This window comes from Halosimplex amylolyticum (assembly GCF_051414035.1).
GTDB classification, from domain to species: domain Archaea; phylum Halobacteriota; class Halobacteria; order Halobacteriales; family Haloarculaceae; genus Halosimplex; species Halosimplex amylolyticum.
The window spans coordinates 2,040,633-2,066,822 of the sequence record NZ_JBLKNW010000001.1 but is presented as its reverse complement, the minus strand read 5'-3'; the positions used below and the strand labels follow the sequence as shown (position 1 = coordinate 2,066,822).

At 67.2% G+C, this 26,190-nt stretch carries 29 protein-coding genes; 21 read left to right on the top strand and 8 right to left on the bottom strand.

The genetic code is table 11. From position 1 onward, the window contains the following. Positions 1-72: 72 nt before the first annotated feature. The 5 genes from ACMGFE_RS09960 to ACMGFE_RS09940 all read left to right on the top strand — a co-directional run bounded on the left by ACMGFE_RS09960 (position 73) and on the right by ACMGFE_RS09940 (position 5,224). Entirely contained in the window at positions 73-723 is a 651-nt protein-coding gene (locus ACMGFE_RS09960; protein WP_436925004.1) for a nitrous oxide reductase accessory protein NosL, read from the top strand. A 2-nt stretch (positions 724-725) separates the two neighbouring features. Further along, positions 726-2,615: a NosD domain-containing protein gene (locus tag ACMGFE_RS09955; protein WP_436925003.1), complete on the top strand. Its 1,890-nt coding sequence runs from the start codon at positions 726-728 to the stop codon at positions 2,613-2,615. Beyond that, positions 2,608-3,414 (top strand): ABC transporter ATP-binding protein, encoded by an 807-nt coding sequence (locus tag ACMGFE_RS09950; RefSeq protein ID WP_436925002.1) that lies wholly within the window; start codon positions 2,608-2,610, stop codon positions 3,412-3,414. Before ACMGFE_RS09955 ends, ACMGFE_RS09950 begins: the two co-directional genes overlap by 8 nt. After that, a complete protein-coding gene (locus ACMGFE_RS09945; protein ID WP_436925001.1) occupies positions 3,407-4,306 on the top strand; it encodes an ABC transporter permease in 900 nt (299 codons plus the stop codon). The genes ACMGFE_RS09950 and ACMGFE_RS09945 overlap by 8 nt, the downstream gene beginning before the upstream one ends. Before the next feature lie 279 nt (positions 4,307-4,585). After that, positions 4,586-5,224, top strand: a complete 639-nt coding sequence (locus ACMGFE_RS09940) for a dienelactone hydrolase family protein (RefSeq protein ID WP_436925000.1) — start codon at positions 4,586-4,588, stop codon at positions 5,222-5,224. Positions 5,225-5,338: 114 nt separating this feature from the next. Here ACMGFE_RS09940 and ACMGFE_RS09935 read toward each other — a convergent pair whose 3' ends face one another. After that, positions 5,339-5,761, bottom strand: coding sequence for a universal stress protein (locus ACMGFE_RS09935; RefSeq protein ID WP_436924999.1), 423 nt, complete (start codon positions 5,759-5,761; stop codon positions 5,339-5,341). A gap of 230 nt (positions 5,762-5,991) precedes the next feature. Here ACMGFE_RS09935 and ACMGFE_RS09930 point away from each other — a divergent pair, with 230 nt between their 5' ends. The 4 genes from ACMGFE_RS09930 (at position 5,992) to ACMGFE_RS09915 (ending at position 9,587) form a co-directional block, all read left to right on the top strand. Further along, positions 5,992-7,365 (top strand): nicotinate phosphoribosyltransferase, encoded by a 1,374-nt coding sequence (locus ACMGFE_RS09930; protein WP_436924998.1) that lies wholly within the window; start codon positions 5,992-5,994, stop codon positions 7,363-7,365. 202 nt (positions 7,366-7,567) lie between these two features. Next, positions 7,568-7,810: a sulfurtransferase TusA family protein gene (locus ACMGFE_RS09925; protein ID WP_436924997.1), complete on the top strand. Its 243-nt coding sequence runs from the start codon at positions 7,568-7,570 to the stop codon at positions 7,808-7,810. Continuing rightward, positions 7,807-8,952, top strand: a complete 1,146-nt coding sequence (locus tag ACMGFE_RS09920; RefSeq protein ID WP_436924996.1) for an NAD(P)/FAD-dependent oxidoreductase — start codon at positions 7,807-7,809, stop codon at positions 8,950-8,952. The genes ACMGFE_RS09925 and ACMGFE_RS09920 overlap by 4 nt, the downstream gene beginning before the upstream one ends. 2 nt (positions 8,953-8,954) lie before the next feature. Next, positions 8,955-9,587, top strand: coding sequence for a helical membrane plugin domain-containing protein (locus ACMGFE_RS09915; RefSeq protein WP_436924995.1), 633 nt, complete (start codon positions 8,955-8,957; stop codon positions 9,585-9,587). A gap of 102 nt (positions 9,588-9,689) precedes the next feature. Here the strand turns inward: ACMGFE_RS09915 and ACMGFE_RS09910 are convergent, their stop codons facing one another. Next, entirely contained in the window at positions 9,690-12,221 is a 2,532-nt protein-coding gene (locus ACMGFE_RS09910; RefSeq protein ID WP_436924994.1) for an efflux RND transporter permease subunit, read from the bottom strand. 152 nt (positions 12,222-12,373) lie between these two features. Here ACMGFE_RS09910 and ACMGFE_RS09905 point away from each other — a divergent pair, with 152 nt between their 5' ends. Next, complete coding sequence (locus ACMGFE_RS09905; RefSeq protein ID WP_436924993.1) at positions 12,374-13,147, top strand: TrmB family transcriptional regulator; 774 nt, start codon at positions 12,374-12,376, stop codon at positions 13,145-13,147. 74 nt (positions 13,148-13,221) lie between these two features. Here the strand turns inward: ACMGFE_RS09905 and ACMGFE_RS09900 are convergent, their stop codons facing one another. From ACMGFE_RS09900 to ACMGFE_RS09890, 3 genes are read right to left on the bottom strand one after another with little or no spacing between them, the layout of a single operon-like run. Continuing rightward, positions 13,222-13,455, bottom strand: coding sequence for a HalOD1 output domain-containing protein (locus ACMGFE_RS09900; RefSeq protein WP_436924992.1), 234 nt, complete (start codon positions 13,453-13,455; stop codon positions 13,222-13,224). A gap of 13 nt (positions 13,456-13,468) precedes the next feature. Further along, complete coding sequence (locus ACMGFE_RS09895) at positions 13,469-14,041, bottom strand: DsrE/DsrF/DrsH-like family protein (protein WP_436924991.1); 573 nt, start codon at positions 14,039-14,041, stop codon at positions 13,469-13,471. A 2-nt stretch (positions 14,042-14,043) separates the two neighbouring features. After that, positions 14,044-14,289 carry a sulfurtransferase TusA family protein gene (locus tag ACMGFE_RS09890; RefSeq protein WP_436924990.1) on the bottom strand — a complete coding sequence of 82 codons (246 nt, stop codon included), beginning with the start codon at positions 14,287-14,289 and terminating at the stop codon, positions 14,044-14,046. 246 nt (positions 14,290-14,535) lie between these two features. Between ACMGFE_RS09890 and ACMGFE_RS09885 the strand changes: the two genes are divergently transcribed. The 5 genes from ACMGFE_RS09885 to ACMGFE_RS09865 all read left to right on the top strand — a co-directional run bounded on the left by ACMGFE_RS09885 (position 14,536) and on the right by ACMGFE_RS09865 (position 18,702). Continuing rightward, positions 14,536-15,729 carry an MBL fold metallo-hydrolase gene (locus ACMGFE_RS09885; protein WP_436924989.1) on the top strand — a complete coding sequence of 398 codons (1,194 nt, stop codon included), beginning with the start codon at positions 14,536-14,538 and terminating at the stop codon, positions 15,727-15,729. A 12-nt stretch (positions 15,730-15,741) separates the two neighbouring features. Next, complete coding sequence (locus ACMGFE_RS09880) at positions 15,742-16,296, top strand: YeeE/YedE family protein (RefSeq protein ID WP_436924988.1); 555 nt, start codon at positions 15,742-15,744, stop codon at positions 16,294-16,296. 29 nt (positions 16,297-16,325) lie between these two features. Then, positions 16,326-16,760, top strand: coding sequence for a YeeE/YedE family protein (locus ACMGFE_RS09875; RefSeq protein ID WP_436925170.1), 435 nt, complete (start codon positions 16,326-16,328; stop codon positions 16,758-16,760). A 23-nt stretch (positions 16,761-16,783) separates the two neighbouring features. Beyond that, complete coding sequence (locus tag ACMGFE_RS09870) at positions 16,784-17,968, top strand: inorganic phosphate transporter (protein WP_436924987.1); 1,185 nt, start codon at positions 16,784-16,786, stop codon at positions 17,966-17,968. Between the two features lie 350 nt (positions 17,969-18,318). Next, a complete protein-coding gene (locus ACMGFE_RS09865) occupies positions 18,319-18,702 on the top strand; it encodes a hypothetical protein (RefSeq protein ID WP_436924986.1) in 384 nt (127 codons plus the stop codon). Between the two features lie 133 nt (positions 18,703-18,835). Here the strand turns inward: ACMGFE_RS09865 and ACMGFE_RS09860 are convergent, their stop codons facing one another. Then, positions 18,836-19,672 carry a universal stress protein gene (locus tag ACMGFE_RS09860; protein WP_436924985.1) on the bottom strand — a complete coding sequence of 279 codons (837 nt, stop codon included), beginning with the start codon at positions 19,670-19,672 and terminating at the stop codon, positions 18,836-18,838. Between the two features lie 373 nt (positions 19,673-20,045). Between ACMGFE_RS09860 and ACMGFE_RS09855 the strand changes: the two genes are divergently transcribed. The 6 genes from ACMGFE_RS09855 to ACMGFE_RS09830 all read left to right on the top strand — a co-directional run bounded on the left by ACMGFE_RS09855 (position 20,046) and on the right by ACMGFE_RS09830 (position 23,824). Further along, the gene (locus ACMGFE_RS09855) at positions 20,046-20,198 is read left to right on the top strand and encodes a DUF7512 family protein (protein WP_436924984.1); all 153 of its coding nucleotides are present in this window, start codon (positions 20,046-20,048) and stop codon (positions 20,196-20,198) included. Further along, positions 20,198-21,229, top strand: a complete 1,032-nt coding sequence (locus ACMGFE_RS09850) for a sulfite exporter TauE/SafE family protein (protein ID WP_436924983.1) — start codon at positions 20,198-20,200, stop codon at positions 21,227-21,229. The genes ACMGFE_RS09855 and ACMGFE_RS09850 overlap by 1 nt, the downstream gene beginning before the upstream one ends. Before the next feature lie 217 nt (positions 21,230-21,446). Further along, on the top strand, positions 21,447-21,851 hold the full coding sequence (locus tag ACMGFE_RS09845; protein WP_436924982.1) for a helix-turn-helix domain-containing protein: 405 nt from the start codon (positions 21,447-21,449) through the stop codon (positions 21,849-21,851). A 159-nt stretch (positions 21,852-22,010) separates the two neighbouring features. Beyond that, positions 22,011-22,367: a thioredoxin gene (trxA, locus tag ACMGFE_RS09840; protein WP_436924981.1), complete on the top strand. Its 357-nt coding sequence runs from the start codon at positions 22,011-22,013 to the stop codon at positions 22,365-22,367. Further along, a complete protein-coding gene (locus tag ACMGFE_RS09835) occupies positions 22,368-23,408 on the top strand; it encodes an NAD(P)/FAD-dependent oxidoreductase (RefSeq protein WP_436924980.1) in 1,041 nt (346 codons plus the stop codon). Next, positions 23,408-23,824 carry a DUF7968 family protein gene (locus ACMGFE_RS09830; protein ID WP_436924979.1) on the top strand — a complete coding sequence of 139 codons (417 nt, stop codon included), beginning with the start codon at positions 23,408-23,410 and terminating at the stop codon, positions 23,822-23,824. The genes ACMGFE_RS09835 and ACMGFE_RS09830 overlap by 1 nt, the downstream gene beginning before the upstream one ends. Before the next feature lie 586 nt (positions 23,825-24,410). Here ACMGFE_RS09830 and ACMGFE_RS09825 read toward each other — a convergent pair. Both ACMGFE_RS09825 and ACMGFE_RS09820 read right to left on the bottom strand, forming a co-directional pair. Beyond that, positions 24,411-24,695, bottom strand: coding sequence for a HalOD1 output domain-containing protein (locus ACMGFE_RS09825; protein WP_436924978.1), 285 nt, complete (start codon positions 24,693-24,695; stop codon positions 24,411-24,413). 7 nt (positions 24,696-24,702) lie between these two features. Then, on the bottom strand, positions 24,703-24,918 hold the full coding sequence (locus ACMGFE_RS09820) for a DUF7511 domain-containing protein (protein WP_436924977.1): 216 nt from the start codon (positions 24,916-24,918) through the stop codon (positions 24,703-24,705). Between the last annotated feature and the right edge of the window lie 1,272 nt (positions 24,919-26,190).

Sequence of the window (26,190 nt, the reverse complement as noted above, 5' to 3'; positions counted from 1 at the left end):
GTAACTGTCGGGAGTTTAAGCCCGTTCGAAGCCAACCGCACGGTAATGCGATCAGCCAGGGCGAGGTCCCCCATGGAAGGAGACGAGCGCGGGAGAGACCGAGAGACTGACCGGGGAGAGATGCGAGGGGTAAACGTCAGTGACGGTGGGTCTCCGGAGCGACCGACGATCACCAGGCGACGGGCGCTCGGGTGCGGTGTTGGGGCTCTGCTCGCCCTCTCCGGGTGCGCGTCGGAACAGGCCGATCCACCGGACGCGGTCACGCTGACGACCGACGACAGCTGTGACGTCTGCGGGATGGTGATCCCGAACCATCCGGGACCCTCCGCCGAGATCTTCTACGCGGACAACGACCCCTCGGGCCACGACAACCCGGCGCGGTTCGACAGCACGTGGGAAGCGTTCCAGTACAACTTCGACCGTCTCGACCGGGACTGGACGGTCGAGGCGTTCTACGTGACGGACTACTCGTCGGTCGAGTACTCGGTCTCCGAGAGCGACGGCGACCTGCTCATCTCGACGCACCCGGAGGCCGACGCCTTCGTCGACGCGGAGAGCGTCACGTTCGTCGTCGGCTCGGAGGTGAAGGGCGCGATGGGGCGCGACCTCGTGGGATTCTCCGACGAAGCGGACGCCGAATCGTTCCGTGACGAGTACGGCGGCTCGCTGGCCGAGTTCGGCGACGTGTCCCGGGAGACGATCGCGCAGCTCGGCCAGACCTGACGATGGACGTTCGGGTCGTCGGCGGAGTGGTGGTCGCGCTCTTCCTCCTGAGCGCGAGCGCCTTCCTCGTCCACACGTCGTCGGCAGCGGTGCAACCGGTGAGGTTCGAGGACACGCTCCACCTCGGGATGACCGGGGTCGACGTGCGGACGGCCGAGGACCAGGGGTACGCGCTCCCGAAGGCGCAGGTGTTCTACGGCCAGTACGAGTACGTCGTCGGCTACTACGGCGTCGAGTCGCTCGTCGACCACCTGCGGAGCGGGACGGCGCGACGCCAGTTCGGCGACCCGCTCGCTATCTTCGTCTCCGACTTCTCGGGATCGGACCCGTACCTGATCGACGGCGGGTACATCGACCTCCGGAACGACCCGGGCCTCGGCCTCACCCGGGCGACAGACGCGGTCTACGTCGTCGACAGCGCGGCCCGAACTCCCTCGGGACCGACGGTCGTCCCGTTCTCCGACCGGGACGACGCGGAGGCGTTCGCCGCCGAAAACGGCGGTCGAACCGTGTCGTGGGACGAGTTACCCGACGCGATAGCGGAGCGGAGTCGCGACGCCGCCGCGACGTTCCGCGAGTCGGTGCGGGCGCACTCGCGGTGGGCCGACCGGACCGTCACGGAGCGCCGTGACCTGCGCTCGCGACCGGTCTCGGTCGTGGTCGGTGAGGACGAGCCGACCCTGTCGGACGCCGTCGCGGCCGCGCCGCCGAACACGACGGTGTTCGTGCCGCCCGGACGCTACGACGTCAACCTGACCGTCGAGAAGCCGGTGACGATCCGCGGCGCTGGGACCGAGACGGTCCTCGACGGCGGCGGCAACGGGACCGTCGTGACGGTGCGCAGCGATCGCGTCGCGATCACCTCGCTGGCCGTCGCCGGCGTCGGGTCGGTCGGCTCGCGAGCGCCGCCGGACGACGACAGCGCCGTCGGCTCGACGCTCGTGTACGCCCGGAGCGACGCGGGCGTCGCACTGGTCGGCGCGAACGAGTCGCTGGTCGCCGACCTGCGCATCGACACGGCGTCGACGGGCGTGTCTCTCAGGCACAGCGACGACTCGGTCGTCAGAAACCTCACGGTCCGCGGCGCGGAGACAATCGCGGATGGGTCGATGGGCGTGTTGCCGATCGGGTCGCGGGTCGTCGTCGAGGACTCTCGCTTTCGCGGCGGCCGTGACGCCGTCTACGTCCACCAGGCGGACGGGACCGTCGTCCGCCGGAACGACGCCGCCGACATGCGCTACGGCGTCCACGACATGTACACGTCGTCGTTGCTCGTTCGCGGCAACGAGTTCAGGGACACCAAGGGCGGCGTCGTCCTCATGACCAGGCCGGCGAACAACCTGATCGTCGACAACCGCGCCGTCGACAACAGGGCGGGTATCCTCGGCGTGGGCGACACCTCCTACTTCGCGGACAACGTGCTGGCGAACAACCGCATCGGCTTCTCGCTCGGTTCCACCCGGTCGCTCGTGACGAACAACTCCATCGTCGACAACGAGGTCGGCGTTCGCACGGTGGCGCTCCTCCCGACCAACGACGTCACCGACAACGACGTGGTCGGCAACGACCGTCCGGCGGTGATTTCCGGCGGCCCCGTCCGCGTGTGGACCGTCGACGGGCGGGGGAACTACTGGGGCCACGTCCCGGGACTGGACCGCGAGGGCGACGGGACCGTCGACCGGCCGTTCCGCCCGACCAGCCGGGTCGATCTGGTCGCCAGCCGGGCCCCCGGCGGCCCGACCCTCGCGAGCGCGCCCGCCGCTGACCTCTTCCGCGCCGCGTCCGAGAGCGTCCACGGTCTCCGCGACAGCGGCGTGGTCGATACCGCGCCGCGGACGGCGCCCGTGCGTCCCGACGTACTCCGGGAGGTGCGAAACGGAACCGATGACTGACGCAGATTCACAGCCCGGTACCGGGACGACGGGTGCGACCGATGAATCGCAGGACGGCCCGCTCGACGGGGCGCTGGTGGTCGACGGCGTCCGCCGCTCGTTCGGCGACCTGACGGTGCTCGCCGACGTCTCGTTCGCGGCAGACCGCGGGACCGTCTCCTGTCTGGTCGGGCCGAACGGGTCGGGGAAGACGACGCTGTTGCGGATCGTCGCCGGACTGTTGGCGGCCGACGAGGGGTCGGTGACGCTCCCGGCGGCCGGCGCCCGGACGGTCGGCTATCTCGCGCAGACCCCGGCGTTCCGGCCGCAGTTTACCCTCGCGGAGACCCTGCGGTTCTACGGCGCACTCGCCGGCGTGGAGGTCGACCCAGCGGCGGTCCTGGACCGTGTCGGGCTCGCGGCCGTGGCAGACCGCCGGATCGGCGCGCTCTCGGGAGGGATGACCCGACTGTTCGGGATCGCGCAGGCGACCATCGGCGACCCGCCGGTGCTCGTGCTCGACGAGCCGTCGAGCGGACTGGACCCGACGATGACCGAACACGTCGGATCCGTGGTCCGCGACCTCGCCGACGAGGGCCGGACGGTCCTCCTCGCCACCCACGAGCTGGGGACGGTCGACCGGATCGGGGACACCGTGCTCGTCCTCGACGACGGCGAAATAAAGACCGCCGTCGCGCCCGACGCGCTGCGCCGCGAGACCGACTCGGAAACGCTCACCCACGCCGTCAACCAGTACATCGCCGGCGGGGCCGACGGGCTCACCGTCCGGGCGGGGACCTGGGAGGGCGACGATGGGTGACGGCCCGAAGGCGGAGGAGGGCTCGGAGAACGCCGACCGTTCCGGAGCGGACGCAGGGGTCGGGGACCGGTTCGGTGGCCGGACGGACGCGCTGGTGGCAGTGGCACAGCGGGAGTTCGACACGCTCGTCAGGACCCGGTCGTACGCGGCGCTGGCGATCGTGTACGGACTCGTCACCGTCGGGCTGCCGCTCGCGGGCGGCGTCGGCGGGTACCTCCCACTCGTCCTCGACCTGTCGACGCCGGTCGAGGTGCTCGTGCCGGTGCTGGCGCTCGCCTTCGGCACGTGGAGCGTCCTCGCCGACGCCCACAGCGGCGAACTGGACGTGATCCGGACGTACCCGATCGATCGGTGGACGTACGTCCTCGGCACGTTCGCGGGCCGGGCGGTCGGACTGGTGGCGACGGTCCTCGCGCCGCTGGTCCTGCTCGGTCTCGCGGTGCCGCTCGTCCGGGAGCCGACGACGTCGGTGTTCGCCTCGCACGCGACGGTGGACTCGCCGGTGTACTTCGCCCGCTTCGTCGCGCTCGCCGGCGCGTACGCGCTGGTCACGCTGGCGCTCGCGATGGCGGTCTCGTCGCTCAGCCGGTCCAGACGTGTCGGCGTCGCTGCCGCGGCGCTCGCCGCGCTCGTCGTGGTGATCGGCCTCGACGCGCTCGTGATCTTCGGCGTGGCGCGAGGTGTGGTCGGCGGCGAGACGCTGGCGCTCGTGCTGGGGGCGAGCCCGCCCGGGGCCTTCCGCGGACTCGTCGTCGCCACGGCAACGGGCGGGATCCGCTCGACCGGACCGGCCGCCGCGAACGTCGCCGCGAGCGTCCTCGGCCTCGCCGGCTGGTTCGTCGTCGGTCTCGCCGTCGCCGCACTGGGCGCGTGGTCTCCGAACGGCCGATGACCGACGGTACAGCCCGGCACCGACTCGCGCGCTCGGTTTCGGCCCCGACCCCTCCCAGATCCCGCCACTGCTCGCCTGGACCCCGCCACAGCGACTGAGCGACCGACAACAGGTCGATCGCGACGACGAACAGCAGCCCCCGTTGCTACCCCTGTCACCGCTTGCGGGGAGCGATATCGGACTCGATCGCGGTGTCACCGCGACCCCCTATCCAGGCACACTTCTCAATAGAACGTGACCACCGTGCCGGTGAAGTCGGTCGGGGACGTACTCACTGACATGAACGAAACGGGGGAGGAACTCGTCTCGGTTCCGGTCGACGGAGCCGAACTCGAAGGGACGATCGCGATCCCGGACGGAGCGACGGGACTGGTCGTGTTCGCCCACGGGAGCGGATCCAGTCGCAAGAGTCCGCGTAACAACTTCGTCGCGGAGGTCATCCGTGAGAGGGGTCTCGGGACGCTACTGTTCGACTTGCTCACCGAGGAAGAAGACCGGTTCCGGGAGAACCGCTTCGACATCGGGCTGCTGACTGACCGCCTCGTCGCAGTCACCGAGTGGCTACGAACCCGCGAGAGCACCCGGGACCTCGACGTCGGCTACTTCGGGTCCAGTACGGGCGCCGCGGCCGCGCTCAGAGCGGCGGCGCGTCTGGACGGCGTCGGCGCGGTCGTCGCGCGCGGCGGGCGGGTGGACATGGCCGCCGAGGTGTTCGACGCCGTCGAGGCGCCGACGTTGCTCGTCGTCGGCGGGGCCGACACGCAGGTACTCGAGTACAACCGCGAGGCCCGCGACCGGCTCACCTCCGAGACGGAACTGCGCGTCGTCGACGGCGCGGGACACCTCTTCGAAGGGGAGGGAGAGCTCGAAGCGGTCGCCGACGCGGCGGCCGACTGGTTCGCCGCGACGCTCCGCTGATAGTGTCATCGGGTCCGGGAGTGCTCTCAGCGTTCGTTTTGACGGCACGGGAGACCACGGACTCGATCCCCCCGAGGTCGGACAGACGGTGCGGACCGACCGAGCGGAGGCCGCTCACGCGGCGACCAGAACCGGTCTGCCGGCGTTCTGTACGACACGGTCGGTCACGCTTCCGATGTGACCGGGTCCGGTGTGAGAGTGTCCGTGATAGCCCAGGACGATCAGGTCCGCGTCGATCTCGTCGGCGTAGTTGATGATCTCCACGTAGGGTTTCCCGTGACAGCACCGGCTGGTGACCTCGACGTCCAGTCCGTCGGCCCGCTCGGCGATCTCGCGCAGCTGTTCGTTGCCCCACGTCTCGATCTCGTTGGTCTCCAGTTCCATACTGCTCAGCGCCGGTTCCGAGTGGCGGTCGGTATCGACCACGAAGATGGCGTGCAACGCCGCGCCGTGCTGTTCGGCCTGTTCCAGCGCGTGCGTCGTCGCTCTGTTCGCGTCGGCGCTCCCGTCGGTCGCGACCAGGACTGTGTCGTACATATCAATCGATACGTTCTTGACGCGTATCAAGTTGCTGGAGCGTGTCACACGCCGGGACGTCCGTCCGCCGTGGGTGGCCCGACGCTTCCGGAAAGTGGACGGTACGACGCGCAGGGAGCCACACCCCACCTCGTCCCCTCGCGGCACGGCAGCCGTCCGGACTGCGGCGTCGATCCGGTCGCTCGGCGCGTCGGCCCCACCTCTTTGTTGCTGCCGCGAGTAACTGCCGTATGAGCGAACCCCGGTTTGGCTACGTGTCGCCAGAGACGCTCGCCCTGTTCACCGACAGATACGAGCTGTCCATGATGCGGGGGTATCGCGAGACCGGGCACACTCCCGAAGCGACGTTCTCACTCTACTTCCGGTCGCTGCCGACCGACAGGGGGTACGTGATCGCGGCCGGCCTGGAACAGGCGCTGGCGTATCTCCGGGATCTCTCGTTCGGTCCGCGCGCGCTCGAACACCTCCGCGAGGAGGGGTTCCCCGAGTCGTTCCTCGAGTTCCTCTCGGCGTTCGAGTTCACCGGCGACGTCCGCGCCGTCCCCGAGGGGACGGCCGTCTTCCCGAACGAGCCGCTGCTGGAAGTGACGGCACCGATCGAGCAGGCCCAGCTGTTCGAGACGCTCCTGATCAACCAGATCGGATTTCAGAGCCTGATCGCCACGAAGGCCGCCCGGATGCGGGACGTCGTCCGACGCCGTGGCGACGACCAGACCCTGGTCAGCTTCGGGTCGCGACGCGCTCACGGTACCGACGCCGGCGTGAAAGCCGCCCGCGCCGCCTACGTCGGCGGAGTCGACGGGACGTCGAACGAGGCCGCCGCCGAGGCGTTCGACCTCCCGGTCACCGGGACGATGGCCCACTCCTGGGTCCAGAGTTTCCCCGACGAACGAACCGCCTTCGAGGCGTTCGTCGGCGTCTACGGCGAGGATTCGGTCCTCCTGATCGACACCTACGATACCGTCGCCGGCGCGGAAATCGCCGTCGACGTCGCTCGCGAGATGGGCGTCGACGTCCGCGGCGTTCGACTCGATTCCGGGGACCTCGCGGCGCTCTCGCGCACGGTCCGCGATATCCTGCCCGAGGAGATGGACGTGTTCGTCTCCTCGGGGGTCGACGAGTTCTTCCTCCGGGAGTTCTTCGCCGACGGCGGCGTCGCCGACGGGTTCGGTCCGGGGACGTCGCTCGCGACGAGCGACGACGCCCCCACCCTCAACCCCGTCTACAAGCTCGTCGCCGTCGAGGAAGAGGGTGAGCTCCGCCCGAGCATGAAGCTCTCCGCGGGGAAGGTGTCCTATCCCGGCGCGAAGAGCGTCCGCCGGGTCGTCGACGATTCGGGCTTCCGCCGGGACGTACTCGCCCGCGCCGACGAAGACACCGTCGGTCGGGAGCTCCTGGTCGACGTCGTCCGGGACGGCGACGTCGTGTACGAGTCGCCGCCTCTCGACGAGATCCGCGATCGAACGCTCGAGACGCTCGAACACCTCCCCCCTGACGTGCGCTCTATCGAGGACCCGGCGGCGTACCCCGTCGAGATCAGCGAGGGACTCGCGGAGACGACCGAGCGCGTCCGTTCGGAACTCCGGTCCGAGACGACTGGATAACGGTTCGTCGTCCCCGCTTCGAGCAGGTCACGGGACACCGCTGTCAGGCGCCGAGAGCGGGGGTTTCGGCCGACGTCGGAGCCGGCCTCGAAGCGCGACCTGTTCGGTCGATGTCGCGAAGAACGTCGTCGGGGAGGGTTTTCACGGTCTTGGAAAAGACACGCAATATTAATACGTCCCGCTCGAATCTTCATCTGTGACCATGAGCGAGACCGATATCGACCCTGTCGCGACTGTCGACGCCCGCGGAGCGGCTTGCCCGGGCCCACTGATGGATCTCATCGGCAAGATCCGGGACCTTGAGTCGGGAGACGTCGTGCTGCTGCTGAGCGACAACGAGCGGTCGCTCACCGACGTTCCCGAGTGGGCCGAGGAATCCGGGAACGAAGTCCACGCGGTCGACGAGGTCGACGACCACTACGAGTTCTACGTGGAGAAGATATGACCGAACACGTCGTCATCGTCGGCGGTGGGACCGGCGGGACCGTCCTCGCCAACGACCTCGCCGACAGACTGGAGTCTGAAATCGATTCGGGCGAGGTTCGGGTGACACTCGTCAACGACGACCCCGACCACGTGTACAAGCCGGTGTGGCTGTACGTCCCGTTCGGACAGCGCGAGCCCGCAGACGGGCGTCGACCGCTGGCCGACCTCGTGGACGACCGCGTCGAGGTCCGCATCGACCACGTGACCGGGATCGACACCGACGCCCGGCAGCTCCAGAGTATGGAGGGCCCCGACCCCATCGAGTACGACTACCTCGTCCTCGCGACCGGTTCGACGCTCGCGCCGGCCGAGATACCCGGTCTCAGGGACGCCGGCCACGACTTCTACAGCGAGCCGGGGGCCGAAGCGCTCCGCGAGGAGCTGCTGTCGTTCACCGAGGGCCACCTCGTGTTGAGCGTCGTCGGGACTCCCCACATGTGCCCGGCCGCACCGCTGGAGTTCGTCTTCATGGCCGACGACTGGTTCCGCGAACGCGGCCTCCGGGACGAGGTCGACATCACGTACACGTACCCGATCCAGCGCGTCCACGGGAACCCCAACATCGCCGAGTGGGCCCGCCCGCTCATGGACGAGCGCGACATCGACGTCGAGACGTTCTTCAACGCCGAGGAGGTCGACCCGGACTCGAAGACCGTGACCTCGATGGAGGGGACCGACCTCGACTACGACCTCCTCGTGTCGATCCCGCCGCATCGGGGCGTCGACATGATCGAGGAAGCGGGACTCGGAGACCGCGGCTGGGTCGACGTCGACAAGCACACGCTCGAAGCCGAAGCGGCGGAGAACGTGTACGCGCTCGGCGACACGGCCGAAACCGGCGTCCCGAACGCGGGGAGCGTCGCCCACTACCAGGCGGGCGTCGTCGGGCAACGCCTCGCCGGCGAGATCCGCGGACGGCCCGCGACCGCGCGGTACGACGGGAAGACGCTGTGTTTCATCGAGACGGGGATGGACGCCGCGTCGTTCGTCGAGTTCGACTACGAGAACCCGCCGTCGCCGGCGCCGCCGTCGCAGGCGCTCCACTGGTCGAAACTGGGGTACAACGAGTCCTACTGGCTCACCGCGCGGGGGCTCCTCTGACTATGTCCGAAGAGATGTCCCGGAGCGAGACCGAACTGGAGGCGGCCATCGCCGAGAACCCGGAGGCCGTCGCCGCGCTCGTCCGTCGGCTGGACGCCGTCAACGAGTTGCTCGACGTGCTCGCGCTCGGCGAGAGCGCCCTCACCGACGAGATGGCGCGCGACATCGCCGGGACGACGGCGACGCTCGCGGAGTCCGCCGACGGCATCGCGACCGAGGAGACCGTCGGGCTGGCCGAGACCGTCGGGGCCAACGGCGAGGAACTCGGAGACGCGCTCGATTCGCTGGTCGTGCTGCAGCGGTCGGGGGCGCTGGACGACCTGGTCGAACTCGCGGGGGTCGCGTCGCTGGTGACCGCCGCACTCGACGACGAGATGGTCACCTCCCTCGCGGGTACCGGTGCGTCGCTCGGTGAGATCGCCGAAAACGCCGCGGAAGACGAGGCCCGCGACGGGATCGAGACGGTGCTGAACGGCCTCGGGGAGGCCGAGGACGAGCCGCCGGAACGCGTCGGACCCGTGGGACTATTGATGGCCACCCGGGACCCCGACGTCCAGCACGGGCTCGGGTACGTGCTCGCGATCGCACGGGCGATCGGCGAGTCCCGGACGGACGCGACCGAACAGACCGCCTGAACGCCGACGCTTCGACTCCGGGGTCGAAACATCACGTGAAGCGGGGTCTCGACCCGGATCGCGTGTCTCCGAAAATCCAGTCGTTCGATCCCCGCCGGACGATCAGACCGGTTCGGCGGCAGGCAGTCCGACGTATCGGTCCCAGAGCACGAGGAGACTCGGTAACACGAGCACGCTCGCGACGAACGCGTAGCCGATGGCCGTCGCGGTGAGGAAGCCGAAGCGCTGGAGCGACGGGACCAGCGCCAGCATCAACACGCCGAACCCGCCGGCGGTCGAGACCGCACTGGCGAGGAGAGCCCCTCCGGTCCCCTGCAGCGTCTCGCGGAGCGCGAGGCCCCGGTCACCCCGCCTGCGCCGTTCTTCCACGAATCGTTCGCCGATGTGGATGCTGTAGTCGACGCCGATCCCGATCCCGATGGAGGCGATGATCGCGGTCTCGGTGTTGAACGAGATCCCCGCGAGATACATCGTCCCGAAGACCCACGCCTGCGCGAGGACGACCGGCAACATGACGACCGAACCGAGCGAGAGCGTTCGGTACCGGCGCCGGAAGATCAGGGTCAGAAAGAGGACGATGACGCCGAAGGTGATGGCGAATCCGGTCACGAGGGTGTCGAGTAGACTCCGCTGGACCAGTTCCTGGACGACCGGCTGGCCGGTCGCGGTGACGGTCAGGTCGCTGTCCGTCTCGACGACCGCCGCGACGCCGCGCATCTCTTCGGTGACCGTCCCGGTGTTCGCACCGCCGCGCAGCGCGACCGAGACCCGGAGCGCGCGGTAGTCGCCGTCCGTGCGGTAGAACACGGCAGCGGCCTCCTCGGGCGCGGCCGCGTAGACGGCGTCGTACACGGCTTCGAGGTCCTCGTCGGGGATCCCGTCGCCGTCGGTATCGGCCCGGTCGACGACGCTCGCGACGCTCTCGTTGTCGGCTGCGACCCGCTGGATCGTCTCCCCCGGTCCGGTCACGCGGAGTCCGCCGTCGGCCAGCGTCACCGCGGTCGACGCGTTCGAAAGCGATCGACGACCCTCCGCGAGGCGGTCGAGCGTCCCGGGGTCGGTCACCGGGCCCTCGACCAGGAACTCCGCGCGCGACTGGGCGCGCGACTGGACGAACTGTTCGTTGAGATAGATCGCGTTCGCCCGGACGTCGTAGTCGCCGGGTTGGAACGACTCGGGGAGCGAGTCCATCCAGGCGGGCGAATCCCGGGGCAGGAAGTCGACCTGGTCGATCGACGTGTCGATGTCGGTCGCCGCGGCGGCGCCGCCGGCGCTCAGGACGACCGCGACGGCGAGGACGATCACCGGTGCCCGCTGCGCGAGGACGGTTCCGGCGCCGAGCAGACGGGCCGCTGGTCCGCGCTGCCCGAACGGTCGCTTTCGCCGGGTGAATCCCACTCGTTCCAGCAGCTCCTCGATCTCCATCTTCAGGGGCGGGAGGAGGACACCGAACACCACGAACGCGGAGAGGATCCCGGCGGCGCTGACGATCGCGAACTCCTGGATCGACTGGATCGGACTGACGAGGTTCGACGCGAACCCGACCGCGGTCGTGACCGTCGCCGCACCGATGGCGACGACGACGCCCGCGACCCCGCGGCGCATCGCCGCTCTGGGTGACCGGTCGGGCGCTTCCACCTGGGCCTCCCGGTAGCGCATCACCACGTGAAGCGCGTAGTCGATGCTCAATCCGATCAGCAGGAAGGGGACGGCGATGAGTATCTGCGTGAGGCCGATCCCGGCCCAGCCCATCACGCCACCCATCCAGGCGAGGACCAGCACGACACCGACCAGACCGAGAAGCACGTCCAGCACGTCCCGGTAGGCGATCCCGAGGACGAGCAGGACGAGTACGAGTGCGGCGGGCGAGATGATAGCGAAGCTCTCCCCGGTCGCTTGCCCGGACTCCTCGTCGACGATCGCCGACCCGAAGACGAAGCTGCCGGTCTCCGTGATGGCGTCACCGGCGAGAGCGTCGACGGCTAGTTGGGCGTCGACGACGTCGGGCGGCAGTTCGTCGGCGCCTCCGGTGTCGTGGAAGACGAACACGATTCGACCGGACGCCGTCGTCGACCCGGCCTCGTACTCGGTCGGTAACAGCGTGTACGGATCGACGGGGCCGGTCCCGGACCGGTCGGGATCGAGGACCGCCGCGACGACGGTCCGGACCTCCTCCTCGGACATCGAGCTCAGCTGTTCGATCTGTGCGTCGAGAGACGGGGGCCCCGGTCGCCCCCGATCCCCTCCGCCGTCCCGCTGGATCGCTGCGGTCGCCACCACGTTCGACAGGCCGACGATCGGCTGGCGCTCACGCAGCGTGTCGTTGACGGTCGAATTGGCGAGGAGCGTCCGCTGGAACCGTAACGTTTCGAGGAGCGACGCCCTGGTGAGCGTGTCGTCACCGGTGACGACGACCTGCGTGACGGTCGTGTTCTCGCCCTCGGTCGTGAAGTTCGACTCGACGTACGCGAGTTTGTCCGCCTCGGTGGAGTCGCTGCTGAAACTCGCGATCGAGAGCTCGCTGTCGATATCCCCCGCCCCGCTCCCGACGACGAGGGTCGCCACGATCACCGTCGCGATCACCAGTTTGCTGTGGTCGGTGACGAAACCCGCGTACCGGTCCGCCAGTGACATGCTCGACCCTACCGAAGGGGGAGACATAAGTATTGTATAATTCTACAAATTATATGTCGCCCGGGACCGAGCAGCATTTAGGCGAACTAAACGGAGTTCGCGAGTACGTTGCCGGTTGCCGGCGAGGCCGTCGACAGCGGGATCGGAGCACCATGAGCGCACAGGACGCGATATCGGCACTGAAACGACTGGGACTGTCGAACTACGAGGCGCGGGTGTTCGTCGCCCTCCAGCAGCTAGGGACGGCCACCACCGCCGAGATCAGCGACGTCTCCGAGGTACCTCGTTCGCAGGTGTACGGGGCCGCCGACGAACTCGTCGAGCGCGGCCTGACCGAGGTGATCGAGTCCGCACCGAAGCAGTATCGCCCGGTGAGCCTCGATGCGGCACGCGAGCAACTCCGGTCGCGGGTCGATCGGGCGGAGGAACGGGCCTTCGACAACCTCGACGCGCTTCGGACCGACGAACCGGACCACCGCGGCGGGCAAGACGTTTCGACGCTACGCGGCCGACAGCCGATCGACGAGCGCATCGCGGAACTCGTCGTCGACGCGGCCGACTCTGTGGTACTGGTGGCACCGGCAACGGGGTCGATCTCGACGGCTATCGCCGGAGCGCTGCGCGAGCGCGCGGCCGACGGCATCAGCGTCACGGTGCTGACGGCCGAATCGTCGCTGGTCGAGCGGTTCGACGGCGACGCAGTCGAGGTGGTGCTCATGAACGAGGACAACCCCGGGGACTTCGCCGGCCGGGCGCTGCTGGTCGACGGATCGACCGTCCTGCTCGCTGCCGCGACCGAGCGCGGCGAGCCGGTCGAGGAAGAAGCGATGTGGACCGCCGACACCAGCATCGGACGGATCCTCGCACAGTTCATGCGGTCCGGGATGGAGTTCGGGACCGAGCGCGGGGACGGACCGAATCGATAGCGGAGACCGTCTGACCTTCGGTCCCGTCGGTCCGTGTAACGGGTAGTGAGAAACGGGCGTGCGCTTCGAGAGCGCTATCTGACGTCGATATCTCCGGACGCGTCGGCGACGATATCGTGGCCCCGGTAGGAGAACTGGACCTCGATCGGTTCTCCCGTCGGACTCGACTCCTGGGTCAGGAGGTCGTGCAGGGCGTCCGGATCGACGACGTCACCGAGCGGCGGTTCCATCGTCGCCGGGTCGGTGCCCTCCGTCTCGGCGACCGCCGCGAGGATGCGTTCGGTGGGGCGTCCGCGTAGGTCGTTCATTGTTCGTGTGCGCTCAAACGAGGAGCTGGATGTCCGCGTCGGCCATGTCCTGGATGGCGGTAGCGGCGCCGACGCCGGTGGTGACGCCGTCGTAGAAGTCGTCCTCGTCGTAGTCCATCAGCTCGATCGTCATCTGGCAGGCCTGGAACTCGACGCCCATGTCGAGGCTCGTCTCGATGAGCTCCTCGATGGTGGCCGTGTCGTTGTCGTCGATCTTCTTCTCCATCATCGACGTCGTCACGCGGTCCATGCCGGGGAGCGCGCCGACGACGTTCGGGACCGGCATGTTGGGATTGCCGACGGAACTCAGCTTGAGGTTCTTCGACCGTTCCTCGTGGAGGATGTCCAGTCCCCAGAACGTGGAGAAGACCGTCACCTCGTAACCGAACGCGGCCGCCGTGCTCGCGAGGATGAGCGGGGGATACGCCATGTCGAGCGTCCCCTTCGTCGCGATGATGGACATCTTCTGCGTGTCGTCGTCCTCGGTGGCGTCGCTGAGCGCGGTCTCTAGCTCTTCGACGCGCGCGGCGAGTTCGGCACGCGAGGGGGCGTCGTCGGCCGGCGCGTCGGGTGTGTCCGTACTCATTCTTACTCCGTCTTGCGGACGTAGTGCCTGTACACGTCGTCGCCCTCGACCTGGTCTATCAGTTCGACCCCGTCGGTCCCCTCGGCCCAGCCGTCGATGTCGCTCATGCTACCGGGGTCCGTCGCGAGCACTTCGAGGACCTCGCCCTCGTCGAGCTCGTCCGCGGCGGACTTCGTCTTGACTACCGGCATGGGACACGATGCACCTTTCACGTCGAGCGTCTCCGTGATGTCGAATTCTGCACTCATGGTTGATCTGCTCCGTTGGTCTGTCTTGGAGCTAATGCACAATACCGCAGCCACGGTTAAAAGAATGTTGGTTCTTGTGCACACCATAAACACCCCGTATATCGAGGCCCGCTACAACAGCCCCATCATCGCTGAATTCCTACGTTCGAGATGCCCGGCGTCAAATTGACGCAACGGTATTGTGTGGTAGGTGGATTTCTATGCAAACGCTTTTGTGTCCCTACCCAGTAGATGGGGGTGTACGACATGAACGCAGAAGACTTCCCGACGCCGGATGTCGAAGTGGAGAGTACCGATCCGGAAACGCTCAAGCGGCGCATCGACGACGGCGAGGACGTCACGCTCCTCGACGCGCGCATGCAATCGGATTACGAGGAGTGGCGGATCGACGGCGAGAGCGTCGAATCGGTCAACGTCCCGTACTTCGAGTTCCTCGAGGACGAGATCGACGACGACGTTCTCGAACAGATCCCGGCCGACCGCGACGTGACCGTCCTCTGTGCCAAGGGCGGCGCCAGCGAGTACGTCGCGGGCACGCTCGCCGAGCGCGGCTACGACGTCGACCACCTCGAAGACGGCATGAACGGCTGGGCGAGCATCTACGAGGCCGTCGAGGTCACCGACTACGACGGCGCCGGCACGCTCCTCCAGTACCAGCGGCCCTCGTCGGGCTGTCTGGGCTACCTGCTCTACGACGACGGCGAAGCCGCGATCATCGACCCCCTGCGTGCGTTCACCGACCGCTACCTCGAAGACGCCGACGACCTCGGTGTCGACATCGAGTACGCGCTCGACACGCACATCCACGCAGACCACATCTCGGGCGTCCGCGACCTCGACGAGGAGGGCGTCGAGGGCGTCATCCCCGCGGCGGCGGTCGACCGCGGCGTCACCTACGCCGACGAACTGACCACCGCCGAGGACGGGGACGTCTTCGAAGTCGGCGACGCCACCATCGAGGCCGTCTACACGCCCGGTCACACGACCGGCATGACCTCCTACCTCGTCGACGACAGCCTGCTCGCGACCGGCGACGGGCTGTTCATCGAGTCGGTCGCCCGTCCCGACCTCGAAGAGGGCGACGACGGCGCGCCCGACGCCGCGCGCATGCTGTACGGTTCCCTCCAGGACCGCGTCCTGAGTCTCCCCGACGACACGCTCGTCGGCGGCGCGCACTTCAGCGACGCCGCGGTCCCCGCCGACGACGGGACCTACACCGCGCCGATCGGCGACCTGGTCGCGGAGATGGACGCCCTGACGATGGACGAAGACGAGTTCGTCGACCTGATCCTCTCGGACATGCCGCCACGTCCGGCCAACTACGAGGACATCATCGCGACGAACCTCGGACAGAACGCGGTCGACGACGAGGAAGCGTTCACCCTCGAACTCGGCCCGAACAACTGCGCCGCGAGCCAGGAGTCGCTCGCCGGTGACTGACGAGGACCGACCGTGATCGACACAGCACCACTCCAGCTGGCCGCCGAGCTGTTCCCGAACGGGATCAGCCGGTACGCCGTCGGTGGGTTCCTCGTCGGGCTCGGCGCCGTCGTGATCTACCTCGGGACCGGGATCGCAGCCGGTGCGAGCACGTTCCTCGAGTCGACGCTGTCGTACGTCTCGGACCAGTCGCGGTTCCAGCGGTACGTCGCCTCCCGGGACTGGCGCGTCGTGTTCACGCTCGGGATCGTCCTCGGCGGACTCGCGTTCGCGGCGACGGTCCAGTCCGGGCTGGTGTCGAGTTCGCTCTACCAGCCGGGAACCACCGGACAGCTGTACGACGTCGGCGGCGTGACGCTCTGGTCGACGACCGTCCAGCCGTGGCGGCTGTTCCTCGGCGGCATCCTGGTCGGGGTCGGAACCAGGCTCGGCAAGGGCTGCACGTCGGGTCACGGTGTCTGCGGCGTCGGATCGGCTTCGAAGACGTCCATCGCCGGCGTGATAACGTTCCTGACGGTGGCCATCGGGACGGCCCAGGTCGTCTCGGCACTGGGGGTGGCACCGTAACCGTGAGCGCGAATCGTCATCCCCTGTTCATGCCGCTGATACTCCTCGGCGGCCTGATCTTCGGGTTCGGGCTCGGATTCAGCCACATGGCGCGGCCGGAGGTCGTACTGGATTTCCTCCAGTTCGAGGACTTCGGACTGCTGTTCGTCATGTTCGGCGCGGCCATCGTCTCCGGGATCGCCTTCGCACTGGTGCCCCGGATACGCGACAGTGCCCCGCTGACCGGCGACGCCTACGAGCGGCGGTTGAAGCCGTTCGACCGGAACGTCCTCGTCGGCGGCGCCATCTTCGGCGTCGGCTGGGGGCTGTCGGGCATCTGCCCCGGCGCCGCCTACGCCAGCCTCGGGACGGGTAACGTCGCGATCCTCTGGGCCCTCGCCGGGATGTTCCTCGGCGCGTACGTCCAGGGGTACTGGCGGAGTCGTACGGCGGAGACGGACGCCGCCGCGTCGGCGGCAGACTAACCGCTCCCACTTTCTGAACACTGATGAACGTCTCTCTCGTCGCGCTGTTCTTGCTCGCCGGACTGGCGAGTCTGTTCATGGCGTGGGTCATCGGTGCGGGTTCGAGCGGCGCGACGCCGTTCGCACCCGCCGTCGGCGCCAACGCCATCTCGACGATGCGAGCGGCCTTCGTCGTGGGCCTCCTCGGACTCGCCGGCGCCGTCACGCAGGGAGCGAACGTCTCGGAGGCCGTCGGTCGCGGCCTGATCGGTGGCGTGACGCTGCCGGTCACGGGCGTCATCGCCGTCCTGACGATCGGAGCGGGACTCATGGCGGTCGGCATCAAGACGGGCTACCCCATCGCGACGGCGTTCACGGTCACCGGTTCGGTCGTCGGCGTCGGACTCGCGCTCGGCGGCTCGCCCGTCTGGCCGAAGTACCTCGAGATCGGCACCGTCTGGGTACTGACGCCGTTCGTCGGCGGCGGCATCGCGTTCGCGATCGCCAGCGTGCTCCCCCGACCCGACGTTCCCGAACGGTACAGCGTCGCCATCCTGGCCGGGATCGTCGGCGCGGTCCTCGCGAACGTCGAGTTCGGATTCCTCGGCCCGAACGGGACGCCGGGGTCGCTCGCAGCTGTCGCACGACGACTCCTGGGTCTCGACGGCCTCGGAGCGACAGCGGCCATCTCCCTGTTCGTGGCCGTGGCGGTCGCCGGCCTGGTTTCCTGGGACGTCCGCCGCGACGAGGCCGACGGACTCAGGCGAATGTTGCTGGCCCTCGGGTCGCTGGTCGCGTTCTCCGCGGGCGGCAGCCAGGTGGGGCTCGCGGTCGGCCCGCTGCTCCCGATCCTCGACGACGTGACGCTGGTCTCGTCGTTCGCCGTCCTCGTCGGAGGTGGCCTCGGCATCCTCGTCGGTTCGTGGACGGGCGCGCCGCGGATGATCAAGTCGCTGGCCCAGGACTACTCCTCGCTCGGCCCGCGGCGGTCGATCGCCGCGCTCGTCCCCTCGTTCCTGATCGCCCAGCTCGCCGTCCTGCTCGGCGTCCCCGTGTCGTTCAACGAGATCGTCGTCAGCGCGATCATCGGGAGCGGCGCGGCCGTGGGCGGCAGTGACGCGATCAGCGCGAGAAAGATCCTCGTGACCGTCGGCGCGTGGGTCGCGTCGTTCGGCGTCGCGTTCGTCCTCGGCTACGGCGCGATTGCGCTCTTCCCAGTGGCATCGTAGCACCCTGGGCGGACCAGGGCGACACCGGGGAACCGACCACGGAACGCGGAAGCCCCCGCTGCCGAGACGAGGGAACCAACGGGTATCGTCTGCTCGCGTCGACGGCCCGATCGGACGGCGTTGACTGCGCGGCTGCCGCGTCCGGGCGCTCGTGGATCTCAGTTACGAGCAATGGTATTCCGCTCGTGGATCTCGGTTACGAGCAATGGTTTTCCACTCGTAGCCCTCTCCCACGAGTAGTGTTTTGCCGCTCGTGTACCGCACTCACGAGTAGTGTTTTGCCGCTCGTGTACCGCACTCACGAGCAGCGTTTTGTCGCTCTCGGACGTAGCACCTCGTGGAGGACTACCGTGCCGACGCTCGTCCAGTACACGCTCGCGATCCTCGACGGGTTCGTCGCACTGACGGCTATCGGTGGCGGGGTCGCGATGGCCACCGGGATCGATCCGCTACCACAGAAGTGGCTCACGGGGACGCCGTTCGATTCCTTCCTCCTCCCGGGCCTCCTCCTCGCGGTAGTAGTCGGCGGAAGCGCGGCGGTCGCGGCGTACGGCGTACTGACGGATCCCGCCGCTGGCGCGTTGCTCTCGGTGGTCGCAGGTGGACTCCTGATGGTCTGGATCGTCGCCGAAGTGCTCCTCCTCGATCAACCGTCGTGGACCGCGATCGAGGGGATCTACTTCCTCGTCGGCGCAGTCATGGTGCTCGCTGGGGTGACCCACGGCTGGTCCTGACTGCTCTGGGGCCGATCAGCGCTCTGGCGACTGAAAACGAGACGACGCGAAGCGTCGGGTGCGGCCAGTTCTCCACCCGGCGGTCGGGTGGGCGACGTGCGGCCAGTCCCGGCTCGACGGGCGGACCGTGTCTTCAGGCCGTGCGTGGCGGCGGGACCAGGTAGACGTTCCCCCTTGCCTGGGCGACCACTTCCTCGGAGACGCTCCCGAGCATCAGTCGTCGGAGGCGACTCCGCCCGCGCGACCCGACGAGCGTCGTGGTGGGCGTGACCGCCGCTTCGACGTCGAGAATTTCTTCGGCCGGGTCTCCCTGTCGGATCTCCATCTCGGTCTCGATGTCCCAGGCTTCGAGCGTTTCGGCGAGGTCCGAAAGCGCCGATTCGGGGTCCGTCTCGCTCTGGTCTTTCGGTGATTCCACGTGGACGAGCGTCGCCTCCTGGGTCGCGTGGCGGAGGTACGAGAACGCGTCGAAGGCCCGCCCGGCGTTGTCCGAGAAGTCCGTCGCGAAGAGGACCCGCTGGAAGAGGTGCTCGCGGAGCACCTGGGGGTCGTCGTCCTCGCGTTCGACTCGGTTCACGAGTAACGGGACGATGGTCGTCCGGGCGAGGTTCCGGGCGGTCGAACCGATCACTCGGTTCGCGAGCGGGCTCTGTCCCCGGGAACCAACGATCGTCAGGTCCGCGCGAACCGTCTCCGCGATGCCGTTGATGCGGCGGTACGGCGTCCCGCGGACGACGTGGGTCTCGACGCCGAAACCCGCCTCCTCCATCACGTTCTGGTAGCGTCCGAGCGCGCGCTCACGGCGCTCCTCGAGGTTCATCCCCGGCATCCCGGGGTGGACGTTCGACGGGACGACGGTGACCAGGTGGATCGTCTCGACGCCGATCCGTTCGAGGCACTCGAGACAGGTCTCGTTCTCGATGGCCGCTTCGCTCGCCGCCGAGAGGTCGGTCGCGTAAATCGCTCTCATACTCGAGAACACGTTCCGGGCGTATAATATTGTTTGGTTTCTCCAATACAATGTGTTCGAGAGTGAACCGAAATCCGTTCTCGAAACGGGGAGGTGTTCACGATCGGGGTCGGGAACCTGCGCCTCGATCGGCCCGACCGGTCCGGAGCGGTATCCGCGCGCAAGCGAGATTCGGCCCGTGGAACGCCCCGTCTCGACTCGCGCCAAACGGGACTATATTTCCATAACGTACGGATGTATTTCGGTGGGTTAGGTGTGCCATCCGTTGCAGTAATATTGTGTAGCAGTTCCAAAACCGTTATGTGTCACAGTGGATTACCGGGACGTGAGTAGAAATCCATGAACCACGCAATATCCAGCGGAGGGACGACCGATGTTCGGGCTTGAGAGCGCGACCGGCGTCGGTGGCGCGGCCCTCGTCATCGGAGTCGTCCTGCTAGAAGCGATCGTCCTGTACGTCGGATACGGACTCCTCGAACGGCTGGCCGGACCGGCGCTCGTCAAGGCGCTACGGGGGGATTCGTGATGGAACTGTTCGGCGTCGCAGTGACGTTACTCGCACTGTTCGCCGGGTTCGGCGTCCTGATCGGCCTCCTGTTCGGCTTCTTCGGGATGGGGGGTTCGTTCCTCGTCACGCCTGCGCTCATGGTGATGGGGTACGACACCAACGTCGCCGTCGCCTCCGGGCTGGCGTTCGTCTTCGCGACGTCCGTGATCGCGACGCTCAAACACCGTGACCTCGGGCAGGTCGACTACAAGCTCGGCGTCCTCATGATCGCCGGCACGACCGCGGGCATCGAGGTCGGGAAGATAGGCCTCCACTGGCTCCAGGAAATGGGCCTCGCCGACACAGTGGTGAGTATCATCTACGTCGGTCTCCTCGGCGGGATCGGGGTGTTCATCACCTACACCGCGACGAGAGGAGACAGCGGCGGCGGTATCAGCCACGACGAGGCCGACGGGGAGATCGACGGCGACGACATCCCCGACATCGCGAAGACGATCCAGTCCTACCGGATCCCCCCGATGATGAGTCTCCGCGGAGGGATCTCGGTGTCGCTGTGGATGATCCTCGCGGTCGCGTTCGCCACCGGGCTGCTGTCGGGCTTCCTCGGCGTGGGAGGCGGGTTCATCCGCATGCCCGCGCTGTTCTACCTCGTCGGCGTCCCGGTCCCGGTCGCGGTCGGGACGGACCTCTTCGAGATCGTCTTCTCGGGGGGTATCGGGAGCTTCCTGTACGCGATGGACGGCGCGGTCGACCTCTCTATCGTCGTCCCGCTGCTCGCCGGCAGTGCGCTAGGGGCCCGCCTCGGCGCCGCGGCGACCAGCCTGGTCGACGAAGACGAGATCAAGGTGTACTTCGGCGTGATGCTCCTGCTCGGCGCGATCGCCGTCGCAATCCGGAAAGTGGGAGAGTTCGCGGACGTGCCCGTGCTCCAGACCGTCTCGCTGGTCATCATCCTCGGCGCGGCGGCGCTGGTGTCCGGAGCCGTCGTCGTCAGTTCCGTTCGAGCACTCCGTACCGAGTCCGCCACCGCGACGAGTACCGCGGACTAACGGCGCCCGTCGACCCCACGCCCGTCGGCCGTTCGCCGGTGCAGGACCTGTCGTCCGTCCGCCGGTGCCGGGCCGACAGTTCGTCGGCGAACGCCGGGCCGACAGTTCGTCCGCGGACACCGGGTCCACAGTTCGTCCGTCCGGGTTCCGTGGATACAATTGTACGGACCGTACACAAGTCTTATAACCGCGTATTCCGTACGCTCTCGTGATACCGATGCCAGATTCGATGTCTGAACAACTCCGGCAGGACATGGTCTGTGAGGGCCTCCTCGAGTGTTTCCACGGGCTGAAGGAACTCGACAAGGAGTGCTTCCGGGCGCTCGTCACCGCCGAAGAGCCGCTCACCGTCGACGAACTGGCCGAATCCGTCGACCGTGAGCGCTCGACCGCTTATCGAGCCGTCCAGCGGCTGCTCCAGGCCGGATTCATCCAGAAAGAACAGGTGAACTACGACCAGGGTGGGTACTATCACGTGTACAAGCCGACCGACCCCTCGAAGATCGCCGACGACATGCAGCGGATGCTCAACGAGTGGTACGCCAAGATGGGCCAGCTCATCCAGGAGTTCGAGGATAAATACGACCAGGAAGCCGCGACGGCCCAGTCGATCGAAGGGTAGCCGACCGCTCTCTGCCGAACGATTTTCTTCGCCGCCCCCGTTCGAACGAGCGACCGCTCTGGTGACTCGCTTCGAACGAGCGACCCGTCCGGCGACTCGGTGTAGTATTGTGCAATACAGCCAAAACTCTTAATTACTGGTAGGGCGTAGTCGGTGGTGATGACAGCAGATACCGCATCCGAAGCGAGTTCGACGCCGACCGACCCCGTCCACATCGACGGACAGGACGAACTGGACGAGTTCGTCGCCGACAACGACGTGGTCCTCACCGACTTCTACGCCGACTGGTGTGGCCCGTGCAAGATGTTAGAGCCGGTCGTCGACTCGCTCGCGACCGAGACGGACGCGGCCGTCGCGAAGGTCGACGTCGACGCCAACCAGCCGCTCGCCGGCGCCTACGGCGTCCGCGGCGTGCCGACGCTCGTCCTGTTCGCCGACGGCGAGCAGGTCGAGGAAGTGGTCGGCGTGCAGGGCGAAGACCAGCTGCGGTCGCTGATCGAGAGGTACACCGAATAAATGAGTACGGACGCACGGGACCTCGTCATCGCTGGATCGGGCGTCTCCGGCCTCTCGGCGGCCGTGTACGCCGCCCGCGCGGACCTCGACCCCCTCGTCCTCGAGGGCGACGAGCCGGGCGGCCAGCTGACGCTCACCACCGACGTCGAGAACTACCTCGGCTTCCCCGAGGGCGTCGGCGGGATGGACCTGATCCAGCGCGGGAAAGACCAGGCCGAGCAGTTCGGCGCCGAGTTCCGCCACGGGAGCATCGAAGCGGCCGAACTCGACGGCCAGCCGATGGAACTCTCGCTCTCGACGGGCGAGACGCTCCGGACTCGCGCGCTCGTCGTCGCGACGGGCGCCAGCGCCCGCTGGGTCGGCGCCGACGGCGAAGACGAACTGATGGGATACGGTCTCTCGACCTGTGCCACCTGCGACGGCGCGTTCCACAGGGGCGACGACGTCCTGGTCGTCGGAGGCGGCGACAGCGCGATGGAAGAGGCGCTCTTCCTCGCCAAGTTCGCCGACACGGTGACCGTCTTGCACCGCCGGGACGAACTCCGAGCGTCCGAGATCATGGCCGACCGCGCACGCGAACACGACGACGTCGAGTTCGCCTGGAACACCGAGCTACTGGAAATCCACGGGTCTCAGGACGATGGCGTCACCGGCGCGCGAATCGCCTCCCATCCCGACGGCTACCCGAAAGAGAGACACGAGGACGGAACGGACGTCGCCGTCGAGGAAGTCGACGTCGGTGGCGTCTTCTACGCCATCGGTCACGAGCCCAACACGGCGTTCCTCCGTGACACTCCCGTCGAACTCGACGACAGCGGTTACGTGCAGACGGCGCGGGCCGAAGACGCCTGGGCGACCACGGAAACGGCCGTCGACGGCGTTTTCGCCGCGGGCGACGTGATGGACCCCGACTACCAGCAGGCGGTCACCGCCGCCGGCATGGGAAGTATGGCCGCGCTGGACGCCGAGGAGTGGCTCGAATCGAGCGCGTCCGTCCCGGCGGAGAGCGCCGAAGCGATCCCCACGGAGGCCGGAGACTGATGGGAACGACTGGACGACGGAACGTCAACACGACCGATCCGTCGACCGTCGAGGATCAAGCCGACCGCGTCGTCGTCTCCTTCCGGTCGCCGGAGACGGACCCCGACGAGGACGACGACTGGTGGGTCGCCGACAGCGAGTGGCTCCGGGAGAACATGACCGAACACACCTATCGGCGGTACCTCCGCTGGGCCCACGCCGGCCCGGTCGCCGTCGGAGACGAGTGGGAGGAGTTCGTCAACTGCGGGTGCACCAACCCGGAGGACGTGATCCTCCGCGTCGAACGGATCGACGGCGGATCCGCCATCGGATCGGAGACCACCATCGAGGTCGTTTCGCGAAAAGCCCTGGTCGAAGGCGACGGTGAGTCGGTGGTCGACGCCGACGACGAGAGTAGAGCCGAAAACCGGTCGTGATCGGTCGGGACCAGTTCCGTCGTGTCGGCCGCTGACTACCGCTGACGTTCAACGTCGCTGCTAGATGCACTTCTGTACGGTAGAGGCCGTTCCGAACAGGACGTTCTATACGGCCTTGATTGGTGTGCGAGAAGCGAGAACTGAGAGTGACGACGGTGCAGTCGTGTCGTCAGGAAGCCGGTCTCCCCCTGATGGCCCAGAGCGTGCTCTGGATGGACTTTCCGAGGAAATAACCGAGGAGGAGCCACAGCGTCGCGCGCCCTGGCCCCTGCAGTCCCAGCCCGACGAGCCCACCGAGAGCTCCGACAACGGCGCCCGGTCGGGCGACGACAGCCGATCGCGTTCCCATGGTCTCACGGTCGAGTTCGTCTCCGATGTGGATTCGGCCGAATCGGTTCGCATCCGGATCTCTCGGCTGGGCTACTCCGCATTTGGATATCTCGGCCGGGCCGATCCGCATTCGGATATCGGCCGGGCTACTCCGCATCCGTATCCTTTGGCAGTTTCAGGTTTCGATTCCTGCCGATGTCCTCATCGAAGCCCGACGGCCAGAAGGATACGCCCAGTTCGGGGTCGGCATCGCCGCCTATCCGGGACTGTTCGGCTCATTCAGCCGCACCTGCTCGCTATCGATCGCCACGTGGTACCCCTCGTATTCGAACTCGACGCAGGTCCCGTCCGTATTCCGAACCAGAAGGTCGACCGCTTCCGGATCGACCACTTCGTGGAGGGGCCGTAGCTGGTCGTGCCGACACCGTTTCGTCGTCGCGACGGCGAGAACGGACAGCATGCTCGGCGACTCAGATGGCCGTACGACGAATTCTGCGGTTGCGCCTGCAGGTCGATCGGTGGATCTGTCCGAACGGCTCATGAGCGGTTCATCGCCGCTCCTCGAGGCTGACGAACGCCCCCTCCTTCGCCGTGATCCACTGTGTGACCAGCTGCGTGTCCGACCCGTCGAGCGGGAAGATGGTACACTCGGCCGGCTGGTCCCGTGGTTCGACGATTTCCGCCGTGAGGGTCGGCGACCCATCCGTCGCGTCGTCCGCCGTCACGGGCCGCTTCGAGCCGTCTTCCGCTGTGGGGTTGTCCATTCTTGGTTCCCTCCGAGCGTTCGTCCTCGTCGATTCGTAGGTCGACTCGTCATAAAGGGACGCACCACGGTTCCCAGCCCGTGAGAACCGTCGCGAGATCGGTGACGAGGTGTCGGTTCTCTACCCCAGCGGACGCGATCACGCAGGGGTGTCGGACCGTAGTCACAGTCGTGCTGTCGAGAGACACCGGAGCGACGAGAGCGTCTACGGCCGCCGATTGCCAGGAAAACAACCTCACAGACGGTCGTCGACAGTCTGGATAGCTACCACCGGGAGACCGATGACTTCCCTCGTTCCAACCGAGGTCGGGGAGTGCTGATTTGGGAACGTCACGGCGAAGTATCCACCGGGCACGAAGATCCCAGTGAATCGCACACTGAGATCGGTCACACCCCGTGTGCGAAATGAAATCGAGCGAACCACTGCGGTCAGTCGCTGGCCGACGTTGCGATCGGTTCCGTGACGGGCGGTAGGACGGCTGGAGATTGTCGGGGATTTCGGTATCGGGAACCAACCCTGGACGGACGAAAGTTCGGCTGGCCGTCGGCTCTCGCTCGAACTGCACGACAAGCGAGGAGACGACTGACGAGACGAGGAATGCTCCGTCGCAATCCTCCCCGGACTCCGTTTCCCCCACACCCCGTGTGCGAGATGAAATCGGGATCAGGGTACTGCCGGCCTGTCCTGCGATTTCGGGTAAATATCCCGATCCGAAGGCACAACAGGCGGTCTACGGGATAGATCCGGAGACGTCCCATCTCGATCGACGAGATAATATATGGTATCTATCAGTAACAGAACGCACGACACTAGCCGGACTACGGAGTGAGTTTTCGAGATACAATCATAAAACCTCCTGTTTCGACCACCGGGTGGGAAATTGCGCTCGGAGTAGTCCTGTCTCTCGAATTCGGTTGAGTGGCGGTAGAACTACTTACGCTCCCGCAACCCACCCTCTCTCGCGTCCGGTTTCATCTCGCACACGGGGTGTGGGGGTGGTCGAACGCTCGGCCGGCCGCGACTCGGTCGTAGTCCGTGCTGTCGATTCAGTATCCGTAACGCCGATCCGATATCGAAACCACGGACACGAGAAAATCGCGGGTACGCAAACTTCGAAGGGGCCCGTGTCGAGGTGAGTGCCCGCCGAACGCCCGATTTCACTTCGCACACGGGGTGGGCGCCCACAATTGATCTCGACATCGGTTGACCGGTTCCAGCCGAACGACCCTGTAATATGGCCCGTTCCGTCGAATTCCGGCGTATTTAATCTCG